The sequence below is a fragment of the Vibrio sp. B183 genome (assembly GCF_000740665.1).
GTDB lineage: Bacteria > Pseudomonadota > Gammaproteobacteria > Enterobacterales > Vibrionaceae > Vibrio > Vibrio coralliilyticus.
The window spans coordinates 19,899-41,961 of sequence record NZ_JPQB01000007.1 but is presented as its reverse complement, the minus strand read 5'-3'; the positions used below and the strand labels follow the sequence as shown (position 1 = coordinate 41,961).

Sequence of the window (22,063 nt, the reverse complement as noted above, 5' to 3'; positions counted from 1 at the left end):
ACCTTAATTACGCCAGCTCAGAAGCTAGCTTATTGATTTTAATTAGTAAAGATTCAAAATCAGCCATCGTCAGGCACGGATTAAGAATCGTAAATTTCAATGCGGTTTTACCATCAACAATGGTTTCACCTAATACCGCAACGCCACGAGTCAACGCTTCTAGTCTTACGACTTTGTTCAGCTCGTCCAGATCCGCTACTTGAGCATTTGCTACGCGGAATAACACGGTCGACAATGATGGCTCAGCCAACAATTCTAAGTTGTCGTCGCTACGAACGAGATCCGCCACTTGCTGAGTTTGTTCGAGAAGATGGTCATACATTGCACCCAATGTATCTGGACCGACATTCTGCATCGTCATAAAGACTTTCAATGCGTCGAATCGCTTCGTCGTCGCAATCGACTTATCTACCAAGTTAGGCAACTCATCATGCTCACGGTTGAGGTAATCCGCATGATGCAGCAGATACTTGAAGTTGTGTTTTTGTTTAAGTAACAAAGCCCCACAACTGATCGTTTGGTAGAACAATTTATGGAAGTCGACACTGACTGAATCTGCGCGCTCAATACCCGCTAGACGTTCTTTGTGGCGGCTTAAAATCAGTGCACCACCGTAAGCACCATCAACATGCATCCACATCTGGTGTTTTTGCGCTGCATCGGCAATCACATTCAAATCATCAATTGCACCATGGTCAGTGGTTCCTGCCGTCCCAACGATGGCAAATGGAATCAACCCTTGAGATTTCGCCTCACTAATCACTTCATCAAGCTGAGCAACATCCATCGTGCCGTTGTTATGAGCATCAACAGTTAGCACCGCTTTCTCGCCTAACCCCATCCAAGATGCAGATTTCTGAACCGTAAAATGAGATTTCTTCGAGCAGATGATACGAAGTTTGTCGGCGTAATCCGGCAATCCAAATTTCTGGATAGAGTGTCCTGACAGCTTGTCTGCAACCCAATCACGAGCCAGCATTAAACCCATTTGATTACTTTGGGTACCACCACTGGTAAATATGCCATCAGCCTGTTTGCCAAGCTCGTATTTCTCACATAGCCAATCCACCACTTTCTGCTCAACATAAGTCGCAGAAGAGGCTTGATCCCAGGAGTCCATTGACTGGTTTAGAGAGGCAATCATCGCTTCTGCTGCCACTGCAGACATTAATGGCGGGGTGTGAAGATGAGCGATACAGTCAGGATGCTGAGTGAAAATAGCATTCTTTGCGACTAGTTCAGCGGTATCAGTGATCACATCCGCTAGGCTGGCATTTTTGTTGTTTAGATCAACCGCATTAATCACCTGTTCTAACTGCTTTGGTTCAAGCCCTGAATAAGGCGCATCGACTTGTTCAAAGACTTGTTTCATTGCCGCAGTTGTGTGATTCATGACTTTACTGAACTCATCACTGCCAGACTCACCGGTATGAATGAAATGCTGTTTCCATTGTTGATTGGCGTCTTGTGGCTCAACATGGCTCCCACCAGCAACCAGAATCGCTTCTTCCAGCACTCGAAGTGCAAAATCGATCTGCTCAAACGTGATGATCAATGGTGGCAGGAATCGAATCACCGAACCATCACGCCCGCCTTTTTCAACCATCAGTCCGCGTTCAAGGGCTGCTCTCTGAATCGCCAAGGTCAATTCCCCATCAGCGACTGGCTCACCAAACTTATTGCGCTCTGTACCGGGTTTGCGGATTTCCACACCAAGCATTAGGCCTTTGCCACGAACTTCAGCAATACAGTTGACGCGTTTTTGAATCGACTCAAGCCCTAAACGCAAATACTGACCAGCAACATTCGCGTGCTCAACAAGATTATCTCGCTCGATGATTTCCAATGCTTTAGCGCCAGACACCATAGCCAGCTGATTGCCTCGGAAAGTGCCCGTGTGCTCACCTGGCAGCCAAGTATCATGTTTCTTATTGATGACCAGGAGCGACATTGGCATACCGCCACCAATCGCTTTCGATAAGCAAAGAATGTCTGGCACAATGCCCGCTTCTTCAAACGCAAAGTTGTAGCCTGATTTGCCCACACCACACTGAATCTCATCAAAGATCAGTAAGATACCGTGCTCATCGCAGATACGACGTAATTCTTTCAACCAAAACGCAGGAGCAGGTACAACACCGCCCTCGCCCTGAACAGGCTCAACAACTATAGCGGCTGGTTTCATGATTCCAGCTTCATCGTCATTGAGTAAACGTTCAATATAGCGAATACCCGCTCTGGCGCCTTCGTCACCGCCCAAACCAAACGGGCAGCGCAGATTGTATGGGAAGGGCATAAAGTGCACGTCTGACATTAAGCCAGTGCGACGTGCCTTCGTCCCTAGATTACCCATCATGCCCATAGTGCCGTTTGTCATGCCATGATAAGCACCACGGAAAGCAAACATGGTATTGCGACCTGTTGTTTGCTTTGCGAGTTTGATTGCGGCTTCTACAGCATCCGCACCTGAAGGACCACAGAACTGGAGTACACAGTCATCACTCAACTCCTGAGGAAGAAAATTCTTCACCGAGCGAATGAAATTTGTTTTTGCTTCTGTTGCGATATCCAGTGTCTGGTAAGGGAGACCAGAGTCGAGTTGGTCTTTAAGTGCCTGGTTGATTTCCGGATGGTTATAACCCAAAGCCAACGTACCAGCACCAGCAAGACAATCTAAAAATATTTGACCGCGAGTGTCTTCAACCAGTGCGCCATAAGCTTGTTTGATCGCAATAGGAAGGCGACGAGGGTAAGAACGTACCGCAGATTCATGCTCGGCCTGATCTTGTAATACCAGATCAGGCGTCAGGTCATAAACGCCTTCTACGGCAGGAATCTGGGTGGAAAATGGTGTTGCGATAACAGTGTCGTTCACTGGATTATCGGCTTCAAAGGCTGTGCTCATGATTTAATCCCTTTGAAATGTAATTCTCCTGCCATACGTGAAACGTAAATAGCAGGTACAGTTATCCCTTTCGTGTTAGCAACCCAAATAGCGCATACACGAAATCGCTCCATCATTTCGATGGACTACATGTTCAATAGGTAAATCAAGGTTCAGTAATGCTGCTGTTTTGCAAAACAGGGCATTTAGGAAGAACTAAGCTGATTAATGGTTGTTTGTTATGTGAATTCAATGTTGGGTTTCCCATAAACATGTCGCTACAGCGACAACAGTATCCCGTCTATCGACAAAAGGACTTGCCGATACCTACCCTACGGAGTGTTCACTCAGCCTGAATGCTCACTACGCGTATCCCCCAGAATGTCTTTTTGCGACTCACCTCCGAGATTGCGCGCGAAGTTATCACAAAATGAAAACGGTTCGCAACATTTTTTAATTTTTGGCTTTCCGATTATTTATCAACGTATCAAAAAGGCTGACTTAAAGTCAGCCTTTTTGTCATTTAACGCCTAATTATGCTGCATCCGTTTTTAGTATTTGGGTTAGCATATTGAACTCATCGGTAATCGCGTCGTTGACAATCAAACCCGCATCCTCAAATGAAGAAGTCACACCTTCCATTACAATGGTTTGTTCCTTTCCTTCATCTGTAACTGTCAATACAACATCATCTTCATCGACGGTTACTTCTATCTTATCAATCAAGTCCGCGACTTCGACATTATCGTCGTCATCCAAAATATCAGTAAGGTCGATTAAATCGCTGCCTAATTCAAAGTTATCGACAACATCCGTCCCACTATCCAGTGTTGAATCGAGCCAAGTAAAGACGTTGTCATCGCTGTCACCAAGCATCATTTGATTGCCCAGTTGAGAGGTCAGTTCACCTCCCTGCTCAGCAGACAAGACTTCATATTCAGGTGAATCTGATACATCAATTGTCACCGTGGCTTCATTACTCACAGCGAGATCTGAGTCAACAGCCACATAGTCGAACGTAACGTCTTCGGTTATATCCTGAGTACCGGAAATATATCTTAGCTCCCAGTTACCACCCGTTGATGACAGCTCCATTTGTACTATAGGGTTATCTGGCGACGAATAACTAAAATCGTAAAGGATCTGGCTATTACCTACATCACCTTCATCTTTCTGATACTGCTCGACATGCGTGGTTCCATCTTCAAATGTATAGGTGACCTCAACATAAACATTGCTATTGGTGTTGAACGAGCCGCCCATACCATCTAAACCAAATGTAACAACATCTAGCGGGTTATCACTAAGATCAACAATCAGAGTTTCCTGCTTGTTCATACCGTTACCATCAGTATCTCCGATCCCCCACCCTACATGAGGTTTACCTCCGGTATATTGTTTTAGAGGTTTGTCATTGTTGTCAGTGATGCTGATTCCAATCGTATTACCGTTCTCCAGTGTAATAAGACGCTCTGTGTCGCTGACATATTCACCCCAATTGTAAAAACCATCATCATCTAAAACAATGTCTTCAGAATCACCACTGTAACCAATTTCAAACGGGTCACCTACGCCTGGTACATAAGTGATGTTATCCGGGTTAAACAATTTATCGATATCAACTGCATCTCCTATTGAATGGAGGTCAGCTTCGGTGAGCACTCGTGTTTCACCAAATTCATCTGTATATAGTAAGGTTCCGTACTGTGGGAGTGATGTGATCATCACATTGAGCTGAACATCATTAAAGTCGTCATCCTCATCAGAGATGTGGTCTAACGCCTCATCATCTGAATCAAACACAATAGGGACAATAATTGCGTCACCGGCATCAACATCAAAATCTTCCGCCACTGGAATTTCATTCACATTGAGTTCTGAAAGAACCACGTCAATATCCGTGGCTTTCTGTGTGCCAAATCCATCAACTTCCGTCGCCGTTATGACGAGGTTATGAACGTTCGCCAATGCTTCGAAATTATTAGTAAATGCCAAGACGCCAGCGGATGTGAGCGAGATTGCTCCTGAACTTGGGTTGATGACAAAGAGAGGTTCATTTGAATCGTTAAACACATTGGTTTTGATGCTGTAGGTAACCGCTTCACCATCAGCATCCGTTGCAGAAACTGTACCTATAACGTATTCATCATTATTGTTTTCAAAATACGAGAAGGAGTATTGATCACCATCATTTGGATCAAATACAGGAGCGTTGTCATCTAAATTTATTTCTTCCAGTGTGACATTGACATCTGTAGCCTTCACCTCGCCTAGACCCGCAACTTCAGTAGCGGTTACGACAAGGTTATGGACATTAGTCGCCAACTCATAATCGTTGGTAAAAGCGATAACCCCCGCGACAGTCAAGCTGATCTCACCAGTCCCCGAATCAATCTCAAATAGAGCTTCATCTGCATCGTTGAACACGTTGGTTTTAATGCTGTAGGTTATCGCCTCTCCATCAGCATCGGTTGCACTGACTGTACCGATAACATAGGCATCAGTAGAGTTTTCGTCATAGCTAAAATAGTATTCGTCTTGCTCATTGGTGTTTTGGAATACTGGTTCATTATCATCAAGATTGAGCTCGGTTAACTGAACAGGAACATCGGTGGTTTTGACTTCACCTAATCCTTCATCTTCCGTCGCAGTCACCACGATGTTGTGCACATTCGCGGCCAGCTCATAGTCATTCGTGAACGCAGCGACACCCGCAGCAGTGAGGCTGATTTCACCACTGTTCGCATCAATTTCAAACAAGGGTTCATCGGTATCATTTAGCACATTTGTGGTGATGCTATAGGTGACATTCTCACCATCGGCATCGATGGCGACCACAGTACCTAGGACATCACCATCTGCTGAGTTTTCGTTATAGCTGAACGCATAACTCTCTGTTGGCTCTTCTCCGTCATAAAAGACCGGCGCATTATCATCAAGATTGAGCTCGGTTAACTGAACAGGAACATCGGTGGTTTTGACTTCGCCTAACCCTTCATCTTCCGTCGCAGTGACCACTATATTGTGCACATTCGCGGCCAGCTCATAGTCATTCGTGAATGCAGCAACACCCGCTGCCGTTAGACTGATCTCGCCACTGTTCGCATCGACTTCAAACAAGGGTTCATCAGCATCATTTAGTACATTTGTAGTGATGCTATAAGTGACATTCTCACCATCAGCATCGATGGCAAGCACTGTGCCGAGCACGTCACCGTCTGCTGAGTTTTCGTTATAACTGAACGCGTAGCTCTCTGTTGGCTCTTCTCCGTCATAGAAGACAGGCGCATTATCATCAAGATTAAGCTCGGTTAACTGGACTGGAACATCGGTGGTTTTAACTTCACCTAATCCCTCATCTTCCGTCGCAGTCACCACGATATTATGCACATTCGCGGCAAGCTCATAGTCGTTGGTAAAGGCAGCAACACCCGCTGCAGTGAGGCTGATTTCACCACTGTTCGCATCGATTTCAAACAAGGGTTCATCGGCATCATTTAGTACATTTATGGTGATGCTATAGGTGACATTCTCACCATCGGCATCGATGGCGACCACAGTACCTAGGACATCACCATCTGCTGAGTTTTCGTTATAGCTGAACGCATAACTCTCTGTTGGCTCTTCTCCGTCATAGAAGACAGGCGCATTGTCATCTAGGTTAAGCTCGGTTAACTGAACAGGAACATCGGTTGTTTTGACTTCACCTAACCCTTCATCTTCCGTCGCAGTGACCACTATATTGTGCACATTCGCGGCCAGCTCATAGTCATTCGTGAATGCAGCAACACCCGCTGCCGTTAGACTGATCTCGCCACTGTTCGCATCGACTTCAAACAAGGGTTCATCAGCATCATTTAGTACATTTGTAGTGATGCTATAAATGACATTCTCACCATCAGCATCGATGGCAACCACAGTACCAAGCACATCACCGTCAGTTGAATTCTCGTTATAGCTAAACGCATAACTCTCTGTTGCCTCTTCTCCGTCATAAAAGACCGGCGCATTGTCATCAAGATTGAGCTCGGTTAACTGAACAGGAACATCGGTGGTTTTAACTTCACCTAATCCTTCATCTTCCGTCGCAGTCACCACGATATTATGCACATTCGCGGCCAGCTCATAGTCGTTGGTAAAGGCAGCAACACCCGCTGCAGTGAGGCTGATTTCACCACTGTTTGCATCGATTTCAAACAAGGGTTCATCGGCATCATTTAGTACATTTGTGGTGATGCTATAGGTGACATTCTCACCATCGGCGTCAATGGCAACCACCGTGCCAAGCACGTCAGCGTCTGCTGAGTTTTCGTTATAGCTGAACGCATAGCTCTCTGTTGGCTCTTCTCCGTCATAGAAGACCGGCGCATTGTCATCCAGATTTAATTCAGAAAGATTAACCGTGACATCTGTAGCTTTTACTTCACCAAAGCCTTCATCTTCGGTTGCAGTAACCGTAATACTATGTTCGTTTTCCGCCAGCTCATAGTCATTGGTAAAGGCCGCAACCCCTGCGGCCGTCAAGCTAATCTCACCTGAAATAGAATCGATCTCGAATAAAGGCTCGTCAGCATCATTAAAGACATTGGCAGATATACTGAATGTAATGTTCTCTCCATCAGCATCACTTGCGCTCACTGTTCCGAGGACATCTGCATCTACAGAGTTTTCATTGTACTCAAAGTTGTATTCACCTGACTCATCAGTGTCGGCGAAAACAGGAGCATTATCATCAAGATCCAGTTCTTCTAGGTTAACGGTCACATCCGTAGACTTGATGGTACCAAGTCCATCATCTTCCGTTGCAGTGACAATGATTTCATGGATGTTAGCTTCAAGTTCAAAATCGTTGGTAAACGCTGCTACACCTGCAGCGGTTAAGCTGATTTCACCTGTGGCTGAATCGATCTCGAACAGAGGTTCATCTGATTCATTAAGAACATTCGTTTTAATACTGTACGTTACGTTTTCCCCGTCCCCATCATTTGCAGAGACTGTACCGATCACATCCTCATCCAATGAATTTTCATTGTACTGAAATGAGTATTCACCGCCTTCATCAGTACCTTCAAAGATAGGCTCGTTATCATCTTCATTGAGCTCATTGAAGAACACGTCAACATCAACTGACTGAGGCTCTCCAATACCATCTCCTTCGGTCACTGTAACCACTATTTGATGGGCGTTTTCCAGCAATTCGAAATCATTAACGTAAGAGGCGGCCCCTGCATCTGTAAGGCTTATTTCACCTGTATCAGGATCAATCTGGAATAAGTCTTCACCTTCACCATTCTGGATATTTGTTGAGATACTAAAAATAAGAACGTCATTATCGGGGTCAACAGCCGCTACTTGTCCAAGAACGGCGCCTGATAACGAGTTTTCTGGAATGTCAAACGAGTAGACACCATCTTCAAAAGCGAATGTCGACACGTCACCATCGCTTTGAGTTTGGATATCATTGGTAGCCACAAATTGAGGCAGGTCGTTGGTACCATTGATAGTGACGGTCACGCTACCGACAGTGCCATCTGCAGATTCTATTGGGAATACGTCAACGAGAGAGTCGCCTATATTCAATTCATCAAACGCACTATTGGCAACATAGGTCCAGTTACCATCGGCATCAATAGAGAAAGTTCCGTTTTCTCCTGCAACATCTTCTTGAACGATAAATGTAGGCACGTCTGTTTCAGTTGCTTCAATTGACCCGTTAACCACCCACGCTGCATCTGTTTCAAAAACAGTAACCGAGTCATCACCAACAAATATGGCCTGCGCTACTACGTCTAATAGCGTTAGGCTCTGAGTTTCAGATAAGCCTTGAGACTCCAAGCCAGAGGTATCAAACTCTGTCTCCGCTAGGGTTTCTGCACCCGTTCTTTCAATATCACCGGACCCTGTTGGGCTTGAACCGTTTTGCCCACCAGCTGCAGTAGCAAAATCTTCGTTTTGAGTAGGGTCGACGCCTTGTTCAATTTGTTCGAAAATGGACGCAATTTCATTATCCAAATTAATATCGAACGTTTCACCATCATCAGTAACAAGTTGTGCATCAATGTCCGTTGCCGCTGTGGCCCCCTGACCCACGACAACAATTACTTCTCCTGGCCCAGGCACTTCGCCCGGTATAAGCTCTCTTAACTGGCCATTAATATCAATAACAACGGTCGTGTTCGCCATCAAAAATGGCGCTAGTGTTTTGGCATTCATAAGCAGATCCCCGCCCTCAAATACGCGCAAAACCCCCACCCCAATTTTAGAGTTTTTTAAAGCGCGCATTTCTACATGCTATAAACCTTAGTTGTCGCATTATTGATAAACCAGTTAATAGCAAAAAAGTCCATACGAAAGTTTATAAGATCCAGATAAAGTTCGATTTTTTATTTTCGAAAAGATTCTCAAATTGCAAGCGATTCTACTAAGCTTCCATTAGTGTGTTCGTGCCCGAAGCCCTACACCTGAGTAACATCAAATTACATTCTCCTTTTTACTAACAAGGAAATTAAAGGAGGCTCCCTTGAACTTGAAAAGAATTATTCTGGCAAGCTGTATTATCGCAATGAGCTTTAGCAGCTACAGTCAGACACTCGAGCAAGCGGTGGCAATTACACTAGCGACTAACCCTGAACTGAAAAGCTCCTTCAATGAGTACAAGAGTGCCTTAAAACAAGCGGATGCTTCCGGAGGCGCATACCTTCCGAGCATCGATCTTGACGCAGGCATTGGTTACGAAGAGATCAACCCAGCAGAATCTACAGGTCGTGCAGATACCGACCTAACACGTAAAGAGGCAACAATAAGCCTGACTCAATTGATCTGGGATGGTAACGCTACGCTCAATGACATGGACCGAACCGCCGCTGAAGCCGAATCTATTAGACTTCAACTCTGGGCAGACGCCTCAGATCTAGCGTTGCAGGTTACTCAGGTTTATCTTGATGCAGTAAAAGCAACGGAAGTCCTCGCTCTTTCTGAAAGTAACCTCGCCGTACACAAAGATATTTACCGAGATATTAAACGTCGCGCAGACTCTGGGATCGGTTCAACAGCAGACGTATCCCAAGTCGAAGCTCGTATCGCTAAAGCGCATGGCAACTTACTCGCAGCTCAGAACAACCTTGTTGATACTCACACACAATTCAGAAGGCTGGTCGGGCAAAGCCCGCTTGGCTTAATCTACCCACGTGCGGATGAGTCAAGATTGCCTCTTTCTCTGGAAGAAGCCTTGGATACTGCTTTTGATCGACACCCTGTTATACAGGTTTCTAAAGTCGATGTAGATTCAGCTCGTTATCAATACAAGCAATCAAAAGGCAGCTACTTCCCAACAATTTCAATCGAAGCAAGTCAGACTTGGCGAGATGACGCAGGAGGTGACGTAGGCAGCAGTGACGAAGCATTAGCTATGCTCAGACTCAGCTACAACCTATACAATGGTGGTTCAGATAGTGACTTATCCGAACGTGCCGCGTATCAATTAAACAAAGCAAAAGACTTGCGCAGTAACGCTTATCGACAGGTAGAAGAAAGCTTAAGGCTTTCTTGGAGTGCACTTGACCTTACTCTGCAACAGAAAAATTTCTTGGCTGACCACGTTGATTCAGCCTCTGAAACAGTCATCGCCTACGAAAAACAATATCGAATTGGCCAACGTACGTTGCTCGATTTGCTGAACACTGAGAATGAGCTCTTCGAAGCTAGGAAAGATTACCTTGACGCCCACTACGCCGAGCAGTACGCAAAGTATCGTGTGATGAACGCTACAGGTAACCTGCTGGACGCCCTGTTAGTTGACGTTCCAGTGGAATGGGCACAACGAGTGGAGTATTGATTATGTTGAAGAAAACCTTACTCTCGCTCTCCGTTTTAAGCATGGCAATGTCAACCACATTGACGGCGAACGAGGATGAATACGAATATATAGAAACGCCGACTGCCAACCAGGTATCGGACCTAACTGACGACGATAGAGATGGTGTAGTCAATGCTAGGGATATATGTCCTGGCACACCAGTCAATGCTCAAGTAGACAATGACGGATGCGGTACATCGATAAGAGAAGAAGAAGAGCTCCAACTAAGGATTCTTTTTGCCAACGACTCTTACGAGATTAACCCTATCTTTTCTGATCAAATCCAGACCATGGCAGAGTTTTTGGCCAAATATAAATCAGCCTCAATTCAGATTCAGGGCTACGCCAGCAAAATTGGCACACCTGAGTATAACCTAGAGCTATCCAAGAACCGGGCTCACGCTGTACAGGATGAGCTCTTATACTTCGGAACTGAGCCAGAACGAGTAACCATTGTAGGCTATGGTGAAACTCGATTGGAAACTGATGGAGATGATGAAACTTCTCATGCATTAAACCGGAGAGTTACGGCGACCGTTGTTGGATTAACAGAAAAAGTTGTCGATGAATGGACCATCTTTACAATCATTGAAAAATAGTTCATCCAAACAAAAAAACGCTCCTATCTGAGGAGCGTTTTTTATTTAATGTTCTTAATTATTGGTTTGCTTCAGTCGCTGGCTTATCTGCCAGCACTGTCTTTTTTGGTAAAGAAATGTGCAGTAACACGTATCCTATAATCGCAGCTGTCGTCGACCCCATCAGGATACCCAGTCTCGCATAGGTATCAAACTCAGCGTTAACCGGACCAAAGGCCAGCGAAGAGATGAAAATCGACATGGTGAAGCCGATACCACACAACACTGAGACTGCGAAAATATGTCTGAAGGTAATGCCTTCTGGCAATTTGGCTACGCCAGACTTAACCGCAACCCAGCTGAAGCTGAAGATACCCAGAGGCTTACCAACTAACAACCCTAATGCAATACCCAGTGGTAGCATCGAAGTCAGCCCTTCCATCGAGATCCCCTCAAGAGAGATACCGGCGTTGGCAAACGCAAACACTGGAAGAATACCAAAAGCAACGTATGGGTGCAGTGCATGTTCCATGTGCTTCAGCGGAGAACCCTCACCTTTGTTTCCTTTAAGAGGAATTGCAAAACCTATCACCACACCAGCTAGTGTTGCGTGCACTCCCGATTTCAAAACCGCGAACCAGAGTATCGAACCGACTATCATATAGGGGAGCAATTTGGTGACCTTCTTCGAGTTGAGTATGAACAAGGCTGCGGTCATGGCAAACCCGACGGCTAATGCTGAAGTAGAAAGGTCTCCTGTGTAGAACAGGGCGATAATAACAACAACACCTAAGTCATCAATGATTGCCAGCGCAAGTAGGAATACTTTCAGGCTGACAGGGACACGCTTACCTAGCAACGCCATGATACCAAGTGCAAATGCGATGTCTGTCGCAGCAGGAATCGCCCAGCCTTGAATTGCCTCAGCGTTGCTGTAGTTGAATGCGACATAAACCAATGCCGGCGCTAGCATACCACCAACAGCAGCAATAGCAGGGAAAATAGCAGTTTCGCGGGATTTAAGCGCACCTTCTAGAAGTTCACGTTTTACTTCTAAACCGATGAGAAGGAAGAATACAGCCATTAGGCCGTCATTAATCCAGTGAGATACAGACATGCCAAACACATAAGAATGCAATATTGCCTGATAAGATTCGTTCAGTGGCGTGTTGGCAATGGTCATTGCGATTGCAGCAGCGATTACTAGAAGAATCCCCCCTGCTGACTCCATTTTGAAGAAATCGCGAATAATATCACTCATGATATCGTCCTTATATTTATTATGTTAATAAACGATTAACAAAGAATAGAGTTGAGTTTATATATATCGAATCTTAAGGAAAAATCGCTTGTTTGGATGTTTAACTTCGGAATTTTCGATATAAAAATTCTAATGCAACGTTTATTCCTTACGTAAGTATAGGTAAATTCAGAGAATTACCAACACAAACAAAAACGCAGTTTCTCATTAAATGAGAAACTGCGTTTTTAGTCACTTAGCGCCGCTTTTTTAATTTAGTAACCTGTCAACTGCATGAAACCTTTCGCTTGATGGCTACCCGAAGTTTGAACAGGCCCTTCCCAATACGGAACAACAAATGGCAACCAAAGCTCCTGGTTAAGCACTTGAGTTGTAAGGTTAATATCGTACTCAGGGATTTTGATATCCCATTGCAACGGGATATGTTTGCCATTATTGAACAACGTAGATTCATGGGGTTCAATCGACATATCCTCAGCTGACAGTTTCACTGCCTTACCATCTTTACGGGACAAGGTACCAAACAGATATGGCAACTGTTGGGCATGCCGATAGCGACTGATGGAGAGTGTGGTCTCATTATCTAGATGGAGTACAAACCAGTCCCAGCCCTTTTGGCCCTCTGCCATCAATCCACTGCCCCACTCTTTACTCATCCAAGCTTCCCCCTCGACAGGAATCAACTTGCGCGAACCCAGTTGAAGCATCCCTTTCACTTTCAGAAACGGATTGGTGAGGTTATAGGAAGCAATTGGCAGTAAATCGTGTTTTTCGACGTACCCTTTGTCGCCCGGTAATACATAAGGGCCGTGAGCAATAGTTTGAAGCTGGACATTAAAGCTATCGCTTACAGCACTTAGTTGCCCTGGGAATGGCGTTTTGCCAAGCGAACGCCAAAACCAGTTATCAATCCAAATACGAAACGGTCGATTCGTCATACCTGCCTGGCCGATTCCACCTCTCGCGAGCCGCTGTTCTTTCCAGACCTTATCTTTATTAGAGACTACCACGTGAGAGATATAGAGTTGAGGGCTTTGCCATCCAATTCCGTCTCTATCATCCATTGAGACTCGAAAGTAGCTCCATTGGATACCATATTCTTCACCATTTTGATCTTTCACATTCGCGAAGAAATGCCACCACTCATGCTGATATTCATTATGGAATCGAAAATCTACTGGAATCTTAACCGGGTTATTGGGCAGGACGGGTTCAAACACCTGAGTCGGCTCTGACTGCATCACGTGATTCACCGAGCTGTTTTTCGCCGTCTGAGGCATAACGTAGTATCTGAGATAAGCAGCCCAAACGAGCACGCCTACTACTATGAGCAATAGCAAAGCTCTCACAAGGGTTTTCGCTTGAATGGACTTCCTCATTTTACAATGCGTCCCTTAGTGATTTCATTGGTGTGTTTCGAATCATCCTCAATACTGGCAAAGCACCAGCCAGCATCAGCGAGCCCATCGCCATCAAACTGGTGTGAAGATATTCTTCAGGGATTAACTGAAGCTCAAGTGTCCATCCGAAAGACTGCTTAATGACGATATCTACCACTAAATTAGCCAGAGCCAAGCCAAGCGGTAACGCAATTAGAATCGATATTGCCCCGAAGACAAACAGTTGTAGACCACCCATAACAACCAATTCTTTACCAGACATCCCTAGGCAACGCAGCAACGAGACATGACGTTGACGTGATACCTCACCAGCGACCGTGGCAAAGAAAATACCAAATACTGCGATGATCAAGGTGATATTGCCGAGTGTATCGGCTATTGAGAAGGTCCGGTCAAACACCCTCATCGCCTGCTTATGAATATGGCTATTGTCGAAAATCCTTTCCGAATTCAAACGGAACACCGACTCCATTCGCCTTTTAAGACCAACAGAATTAACGCCATCTTTCAATACAGCGCCTAAAGCAACGGTACCTCCGCCAGCGAAGGCATACAGCCAATTACGGTGTGAAAGCAGAACTTGATTATAGGGGTTACCATAATCGTAGTAGACACCGACCACCTGCCAGCCTTTACCAAGCTTGCCAGATAAATCGATAGAGTCGCCCGGGCGAATACCTAGTTTCAGTGCCATCGATTCACTGATCATCACACCTTTAGAGTGATGTAAGTGATACCAGTAGTTAGGAATGCCCAGCTTCACGGTTAAGGAGTCCAACTCCCCTTCTGAGGCACCTGTACTGACAACCTGAAGAACTCCTTTATTAGAATTGACCTCTTTCTCCCAGCGCCACCAAACAGAATCAACTTCCGGCTGTTTAGACAACCAACCGCTCATACGAGCCGCAGCACTGTTATTCGGATAAATGTACAAGTCAGCGGCTAAACGTTGGCTCAGCCATTTGTCGGTTGTATCACGGAAGCTACCAACCATGGTTTCAACACCAATGTTGGCTGCCATTGCCAACATAAACGCCATGGTCGCTACACCTCGGTAACTCATGCTGGCTGCCGCGTCAGCGAAGAACCAGCGTGTTTTCACCCATTTAAGCGAATAAGAAAGGCTATCAAATACTTTCCAGATTAGGAACGGAGTAAACAACGCCACACTCAGTAGCATCAAAGCAACAATCGCAAAGCCAGATTCCTGTGTTTGCGGCGCCTGATAAATGGCGATTGCTGTCACACACAACGCGCAAGCTAGCAAGGCTTGGATCGTAAACTCAGTGCCCGCAAAACGAACTAAAGATAAGCGTGCTGTTAATCGAATCGGCTGTGAACGCAGTAAACGCACCAAAGGCCAGGCACAAGCAACAAAAGCACCAATGATCGTCATGTATAGGCTGTATATACTGGATTTCCAGCTCCACGAGATCAACAAGCCAACATTCGCGTCATAAAGGTCGCCCAAACTGGCCGAAACAGCAGGAATAAGCTGATTAGCAAGCAAAATGCCGAGCACGTTACCACACAACCAGCTGATCGTGATCAACACCAAAAGCTCTAAACAGAGTGCCTTAGCCAGTTGCCAACCAGAAACGCCGGTTTGACGCATCGCACCGACTAACGGCTGCCTTTGAGTCAACGAAAGTGACATCGCTTGGTAGAAGATAAATAGACCAACGAGAAACGCCAGCATCCCCATAGCGCTTAAGTTCATGTGGAAGGCTTGCGTCAGTGATTCAAGCTCAGCACGTGAATTACGCATAATGCTCATGCCGTTGGGTAAGTACTCTTTGAGACGTGCTAGTTTTTCCGGAGGCATTTCACCACAGGCAATGACTGAAATTCCGGAACTACGCTCTAACATTCTAAGCAATGAAATATCGGCGATAATCCGAGTACCGTTCAATCGGTCTTGGGTATCAACAACAATCGGCCCTAATTTACTGCCATCACTGAGCGGGATAAAGTCATTGTCCTGCCATTTCATATGTGCGGCGAGATCGGAACTGACCAAAATCGGATATGGGCTGTTCATCAATTGCAGAGAAGAGAAATCTTTCAGAATCGTCGCGGGCCTGAATTGCAACATAGCCACGGGATCAACACCAACTAGCATCAGATCCGTCCCATTGGCCATGTTTACTCGTAGGCTTTCAAATGGTGCGCACTGGTTGAACCCATCGCGACGAAGTTGGACATAGAAGCCCTGAGGAATCTTATTGGTGATGTGTTTAGGGCGAATACGGTAAGGAAGAGGATTAGAAAAGAGTTTTTCACCGTGTTCGTAGCTTTGCCTCGCATGATCGTTAATAGAGGTCACACCCACTAAAAGTGACACACCTAACGTAAGACCGAGCCAGACAAGAAGGATTTGAAAAGGGTAGCGTCTGTAATGGCCGAGTAGTGCTTTAACTACGGGCCATAACATGAAGCTGCCCTCCTTGAAGACGCACTCGACCTTCCATGTGTTCCGCTACCCGCTCGCTGTGTGTCACCAGTAACAATGTACACTCTAGCTGGCGAGTCAACGTAGTAAGAAGGCGCATCACTGCTTCGGCATTTCGCTCATCAAGGCTGCCGGTTGGTTCATCGGCAAGGAGAATTTTGGGTTCCATATAAAGCGCACGGGCAATAGCGGCTCGTTGCTGCTGGCCACCCGAGACTTCTTCAGGGTAACGACCCAACAGTGGCATTAAATCTAATGCAGAAAGGATTTGACGCCATAGACCTTTGTCTTCGGGGAGCCCCTTAAGCTGGCGACAAAAACGAATATTATCAGCGACGTTGAGTGTTGGAAGTAAGTTAAATTGCTGAAAGATAAGGCCAATGTTGTTACGACGATATGCAGTACGTTTGGTTTCGGCAATTTCATGCATAGAGAAATTCGGAAACCAAATTTCGCCAGAATCGACAGTATCCAACCCCGCAATCAAATTCAGTAACGTACTCTTTCCTGAACCACTTTCACCCATCAGAGCGACTTGCTCGCCTTGTTCTAATGACAACTCAGCACCTTGCAAGACAGGGTGAAATTCACCACCATCTACATAGCCTTTACATAGGTCTGTTAGCTGAAGCATTAAAAGTCTCGCAATCGTTCAAAATTGGACTGTGAATCTACACTAAAACCACGCTGGGAGGAAGTATTTTGGATACTAGATCACAAGATATGCATCTAAACACAACTCCTGGACGATTCATGTCTAATTTTCGATCAAATTTTTCATCCAACGCTGTGTTTTCATCCTATAAAGCGAACCGCCCCATTTAATGACTTCCTCGGTCAAAAATAGTAGGAAAACCCACTCAGGCTCCCATCCTAGGCCAATGGCTGCGAACGCGGCGAGCGGTATACCAATCAGCCACTGAGCAATCAAGTCTTGATAGAGGCAGAACTTCACATCACCGCCAGCTCTTAGTACACCAACGATCACCATCATAGGAATTGAGCGTAAAATAATGCCAAAGCACAGAATAACCATGAACTTCTCAGCCAAAGCACGAGTCTCATCAGTCAATGCACTAAAAGCATCAAGAACAAGTCCCTGACATAAGTACAAAATCAGAGCGACAACAATGCCTACAATCAAGCTCAGTATGGTCATGCCAATCGCCTGATAATAGACTGCCTCATAATTCTTGGCGCCAATCTGGTTACCCACTAGCACAGCAGCGGCATTGGACATTCCGATCAAGAGTGCCAAAGCGATCGATTCAACCGGCGACATGACCGACAGCGCAGCCAATCCCTGAACTCCGGACTGCCCCATGATCGCGTGATAGGCAAACAACCCACCAGCCCAAGCGAGAAAGTTAAACGTGGTGGGTAAAGAAAGTTTCAAAAAACGTACAACCCTTTCCCATTGGATTACCGCTTTAAGATCTTTAGCTCCGAAAGCCAGCAAGTGCTTTTTTGCGTAGATATAGCCAAATAGTGTTGCAACTTCAATCGCTCCACTTAGCACTGTGGCGATTGCGGCACCTTTGATCCCCATCGCGGGAAAACCCAGCTTACCGAAGATAAGTACCCAGTTAAGAAAAATATTGGACACAATACCAATACCACTAAAAAAGGTACTGATACCGGGTTTATGCATCGAGCGGAGACCAACAGACATGCTGGCAACGCACGCGACAGCAAACATTGTCACTGCTGTAATCACCAAGTACTGACTACCTAACTGATTTACTTCCTGAGATTCAGTGGTCAGAGCCATGATTTCACTTGGGAACAAAACAAAAATCGCTACGGTAAACACAGCAAAAATCATTGATACCAGCCAAGTCAGGGCAGTACTTTCTTTGACGCCCTGACGGTCAGCTGCACCCCAATATTGGGCTGTAAGCAGCGCTCCGCCTGTCGTTACACCTACCAGCATAATCGTTGTAACAAAGGTTGCTCTGGCCGCAACTCCGACTGCAGCAATTTCCGCTTCACCTAATTGGCCAAGCATCAACACGTCCACTAAACCACGGCTAGAGAACATGATACTTTGCAAGGTAATAGGTAAAGCGATAGCGATCATTCGTCGCAAAAACTCACCGCGCGTATGGAATAGAACCTGTGAGATCGTGCTCAATTACTCACCTCAATCGACAACACTATGATAGGAAGGGAAAAAATATACCGTTTATTATATGATCAGCCTTGCGCATAAACCATATTATTAATAAGGGGTCGAGATGAAAAAAGTGCTAGTACTGGGCGCATCCGGCTATGTGGGCTCGCAGTTGCTGCTTCAACTATGTAACAAAGGCTACCATGTGACGGCAGCGGCTCGACAAATTGAATATTTGAAAGCCCGAGTCACTCCCCACCCTAACCTTGAATTGATTTATCTTGATCTCGCTGACCAAGAGGCAACACTGCGTATTGTGCCTGAATACGAGGTTGTCTATTTCTTGGTTCACGGGATGGCGCACGGCCATGACTTTCTTGAGTATGAGATATCCCTTGCCGAAAATTTCAAATCAGCACTAAAAAAGAGCAGTCATACTAAACACGTCATCTATCTCAGCGCAATTCAACCTCAGACTGGCAATTCAGAACACCTTAAAGCGCGCCGAATGACGGGTGACATTATTCGCAAAGCGGGAATACCCGTCACTGAGCTACGAGCGGGGGTCATCATAGGCCCCGGTTCAGCGGCTTTCGAGATCATGAGAGACTTTGTCTACAACATGCCTCTACTCGTCACTCCGAAATGGGTAGACTCGAAAGCCAACCCTATCGCGCTGGAAAACCTCAACCACTATTTGTTGTCGCTTATTGAGGAATCCCCTACCAGTCATGCGCTATACGAAGTGGGAGGACCGGATACTCTCAGTTATCGTGAGCAATTCGAAACCATCAGCACTGTAATTCGAAAGCCCATCAAGCTCTGGTCAACATCATTACTGACGCCTCAACTCGCATCGCGCTGGCTGGGTATTGTTACTTCTGTTCCTGCCAGTATTGGGGCTGCTCTGCTATCTGGCTTAGAGCACGATTTTATTGCCAACTCCAACGACATTCGCCAACGCTACCCTCAAGCACTTGTCAGCTACGAACAAATGGTCAGAAAAAGCATCGACGAAGAAGGTCATTTTGTTCGTAGCGAAGTTTGGGGGTTCGACCCTGCTGCTCTAAAGCGCTGGCAAGCTGGCTATGGCTATTACCCAAAACAAACAGGTGCAAGTATAGAAACGGATTTAAGTTCAGAACAACTGTGGGAAATAGTCAAACAAATTGGTAGCAGGAAAGAGGGTTACTTTTTTGCCAACCCAATGTGGCGCACAAGGGAATGGCTCGATCTATTTTTTGGCGGAGGGCGACCTGTGCGGCGCTCTCCTCACGGGCCAGAGTTGCAAGTGGGCGATTATATTGACTCTTGGAAAGTGATTCGCTGCGAAAAAGAGCAATTTCTGTCATTACTGTTTGGGATGAAAGGCCCCGGCCTGGGCCGCTTGGAATTTTCATTGGAAGACTTAGGCAGCAAACGCAAACTGACTATCCAAGCCTGGTGGCACCCACAAGGGTTAAGAGGCTTACTGTACTGGTTCGCGATGATGCCTGCACATCTATTTATCTTTAAAGGTATGGTGAAAGCCATTGTCCGAAAAGCAAAAGAGCTTCCATAATGGAAGCTCTTTTCAAATAAAATAAACACTGCAAGCTAAACTTGATAACCGATTGGAATCTCAGCTAATTGATTTCCTTGGTTGCCTGGATAAACCAGATATTCCCCATGGTACTTAACGTTTGATTTGTAGTCAGTAATCTTGTGTAGCATGAATCCTGCGGCTGATGCTTTTTCAACAAACTGCGCGTGGTTACCACGAACAAACCAACTCATTGGCTTAATAAGAGTGTCCCCGTCAAAACAGTCGTCACACTGGTTAGTGCACAACGCGAAAGAGTTTGGGCCTTCAGTAAAAATCTGAACTTTACCGCAGTTAAGAAGCGGCTCTGACGTTGACACTTCCCAACCACTTTCTTCCATCTGGTCGAGAAATGCATTAATTTCACTGTCTTTAATCACTCGCTCCGCTTCTCCTTGAGGGAAAAACTCAGCGTAGAACTTAGAAATACGCTGGAATGTGAACATCAACCCGGCTTCGTTACCTTTCGAGCGCCCCGCTTTTTGCCAACGAGTGAGATCATCAACCACACAACGATGAAAACGCTGTGACTTGAGAGCACGGGTTACCCAACGCACCAGATAATGATTGTTTGCCACAGGTGCATCCACGGCTTTACCTGATTTATGGTCTGCGGCCAATTCTTCTAGAGCGGTATTGACCAAGTTTTGTATTTCAACAGTGTACTGAGACATTACGCCTTTCTTCCAAATATCCAGTAAAATGCGGCGGACAGAATTGAACACGCCGTCATAACAGTAATCATTGGCCAAGTCGCCCCATCAGGCAACATAGCAACGACAACGCCAATCACAGAACCCGTGCCAAAACGCAGCGTTCCTGCCAATGAAGAAGCCGTACCCGCCATAGCTGGGTATCCACTGAGTAATAAACCCATGGTGTTACTACCAATTGTCGACAAGGTACCAATGAAAAGGACCACGAAAGGTACAGTGCCCCACAGCCCTAGGTCAAGCATCCAACCAACAAATAACCCCAATCCAGCGACAAGTTGAACCAACAGAGCAAATCTGAGCATGGCATGGGAGCCGACCTTCTTCACCAGACGGCCATTAATCATGGTCATAATGATCATCGCGACGATGTTTAACGCAAACAAATAACCAAAGTGATTCGGCTGTACACCATAAATATCAATGTAGACGAACGAACCTGCGGTCAGAAAGGCAAACATACCGGCAAAAGAAAATGCGCCAGATAAAATCAAACCCATAGCGACTGAATTCTTACACAGGCGGAAATAGTTACGTATCGTCGTACCAAAGCGAAGGCGCTGTTTGTTCTCTTCGCTCAACGTTTCTGGAATTTTCCAGAAAACCAAAGCGATCACCACCGCAGCAAACGCGGCCAGAATCCAGAAAATCGCACGCCAGCCAAACCAAACGGCGATATAGCCCCCAATCATAGGAGCTATCAAAGGAGCAATCGTAATAACTAAGGTCACAAACGACATGGCACGAGAAAAATCCTCGCGATCAAACATATCGCGAACCACAGCCTGAATGATGACAGCCGCTGCTGCGCCCGCAAAACCTTGAGCTGTGCGTACCCAAGTCAACGCTTCAATGCCGGTCGTGGTTGCGCTAACGACGGAAGCCAGACCAAAAAACAAAACGCCTAAGATCAGAACGGGCCTACGGCCATAACTGTCAGCGAGTGGACCATGGATCAACTGGCCAATGGCAAAACCTGCGGTATACGCGGTTAAGGTAATTTGCACTGCCCCGTCTGCAACGCCTAGGTCACGGGCGATGGTCGGCATCGCTGGCAAATACATGTCGATGGCTAGTGGCGTCAATGCGCCGATGGCACCCAGAACAAGAAAAAGAAGAAAAGTGATTTGGGGTGCTTTGGTTTGCTCTAATGCAGTATCAGACATAAATCTCCTACTCGGTTGCGTTAGATATGCAGCTTCCGTGCTGCAACCAAACAGAAAAG

The 22,063-nt window shown here is 45.9% G+C and carries 12 protein-coding genes; 3 read left to right on the top strand and 9 right to left on the bottom strand.

The genetic code is table 11. The annotated features are described in order from the left end of the window. Positions 1 to 7 precede the first annotated feature (7 nt). Both IX95_RS08995 and IX95_RS08990 read right to left on the bottom strand, forming a co-directional pair. Positions 8 to 2,905, bottom strand: a complete 2,898-nt coding sequence (locus tag IX95_RS08995) for a pyridoxal phosphate-dependent class III aminotransferase (protein ID WP_038158941.1) — start codon at positions 2,903 to 2,905, stop codon at positions 8 to 10. Positions 2,906 to 3,418: 513 nt separating this feature from the next. Then, positions 3,419 to 9,097, bottom strand: coding sequence for a cadherin domain-containing protein (locus IX95_RS08990; protein WP_081885421.1), 5,679 nt, complete (start codon positions 9,095 to 9,097; stop codon positions 3,419 to 3,421). A gap of 349 nt (positions 9,098 to 9,446) precedes the next feature. On the opposite strand from IX95_RS08990, the gene IX95_RS08985 reads away from it, so the two are divergent. After that, the gene (locus IX95_RS08985) at positions 9,447 to 10,718 is read left to right on the top strand and encodes a TolC family outer membrane protein (RefSeq protein ID WP_420895640.1); all 1,272 of its coding nucleotides are present in this window, start codon (positions 9,447 to 9,449) and stop codon (positions 10,716 to 10,718) included. A gap of 2 nt (positions 10,719 to 10,720) precedes the next feature. Beyond that, complete coding sequence (locus tag IX95_RS08980) at positions 10,721 to 11,338, top strand: OmpA family protein (RefSeq protein WP_038158937.1); 618 nt, start codon at positions 10,721 to 10,723, stop codon at positions 11,336 to 11,338. 58 nt (positions 11,339 to 11,396) lie between these two features. On the opposite strand, the gene nhaA is transcribed toward IX95_RS08980, so the two are convergent. From nhaA to IX95_RS08955, 5 genes are all read right to left on the bottom strand, one after another. Then, positions 11,397 to 12,578, bottom strand: coding sequence for a Na+/H+ antiporter NhaA (gene nhaA / locus IX95_RS08975; protein ID WP_038158934.1), 1,182 nt, complete (start codon positions 12,576 to 12,578; stop codon positions 11,397 to 11,399). A 254-nt stretch (positions 12,579 to 12,832) separates the two neighbouring features. After that, positions 12,833 to 13,957 (bottom strand): lipocalin-like domain-containing protein, encoded by a 1,125-nt coding sequence (locus IX95_RS08970; RefSeq protein WP_038158932.1) that lies wholly within the window; start codon positions 13,955 to 13,957, stop codon positions 12,833 to 12,835. Position 13,958: 1 nt separating this feature from the next. Continuing rightward, positions 13,959 to 16,412, bottom strand: a complete 2,454-nt coding sequence (locus tag IX95_RS08965) for an ABC transporter permease (RefSeq protein ID WP_038158929.1) — start codon at positions 16,410 to 16,412, stop codon at positions 13,959 to 13,961. Next, positions 16,393 to 17,064: an ABC transporter ATP-binding protein gene (locus IX95_RS08960; RefSeq protein ID WP_006962515.1), complete on the bottom strand. Its 672-nt coding sequence runs from the start codon at positions 17,062 to 17,064 to the stop codon at positions 16,393 to 16,395. Before IX95_RS08960 ends, IX95_RS08965 begins: the two co-directional genes overlap by 20 nt. A 123-nt stretch (positions 17,065 to 17,187) precedes the next feature. Beyond that, a complete protein-coding gene (locus IX95_RS08955; RefSeq protein ID WP_038158925.1) occupies positions 17,188 to 18,564 on the bottom strand; it encodes an MATE family efflux transporter in 1,377 nt (458 codons plus the stop codon). Between the two features lie 103 nt (positions 18,565 to 18,667). On the opposite strand from IX95_RS08955, the gene IX95_RS08950 reads away from it, so the two are divergent. Next, positions 18,668 to 20,104, top strand: coding sequence for a DUF2867 domain-containing protein (locus tag IX95_RS08950; protein ID WP_038158922.1), 1,437 nt, complete (start codon positions 18,668 to 18,670; stop codon positions 20,102 to 20,104). A 35-nt stretch (positions 20,105 to 20,139) separates the two neighbouring features. On the opposite strand, the gene IX95_RS08945 is transcribed toward IX95_RS08950, so the two are convergent. Beyond that, positions 20,140 to 20,799: a DUF2913 family protein gene (locus IX95_RS08945; protein ID WP_038158919.1), complete on the bottom strand. Its 660-nt coding sequence runs from the start codon at positions 20,797 to 20,799 to the stop codon at positions 20,140 to 20,142. Further along, positions 20,799 to 22,004, bottom strand: coding sequence for a Bcr/CflA family multidrug efflux MFS transporter (locus tag IX95_RS08940; protein ID WP_038158916.1), 1,206 nt, complete (start codon positions 22,002 to 22,004; stop codon positions 20,799 to 20,801). Before IX95_RS08940 ends, IX95_RS08945 begins: the two co-directional genes overlap by 1 nt. Positions 22,005 to 22,063 lie beyond the last annotated feature (59 nt).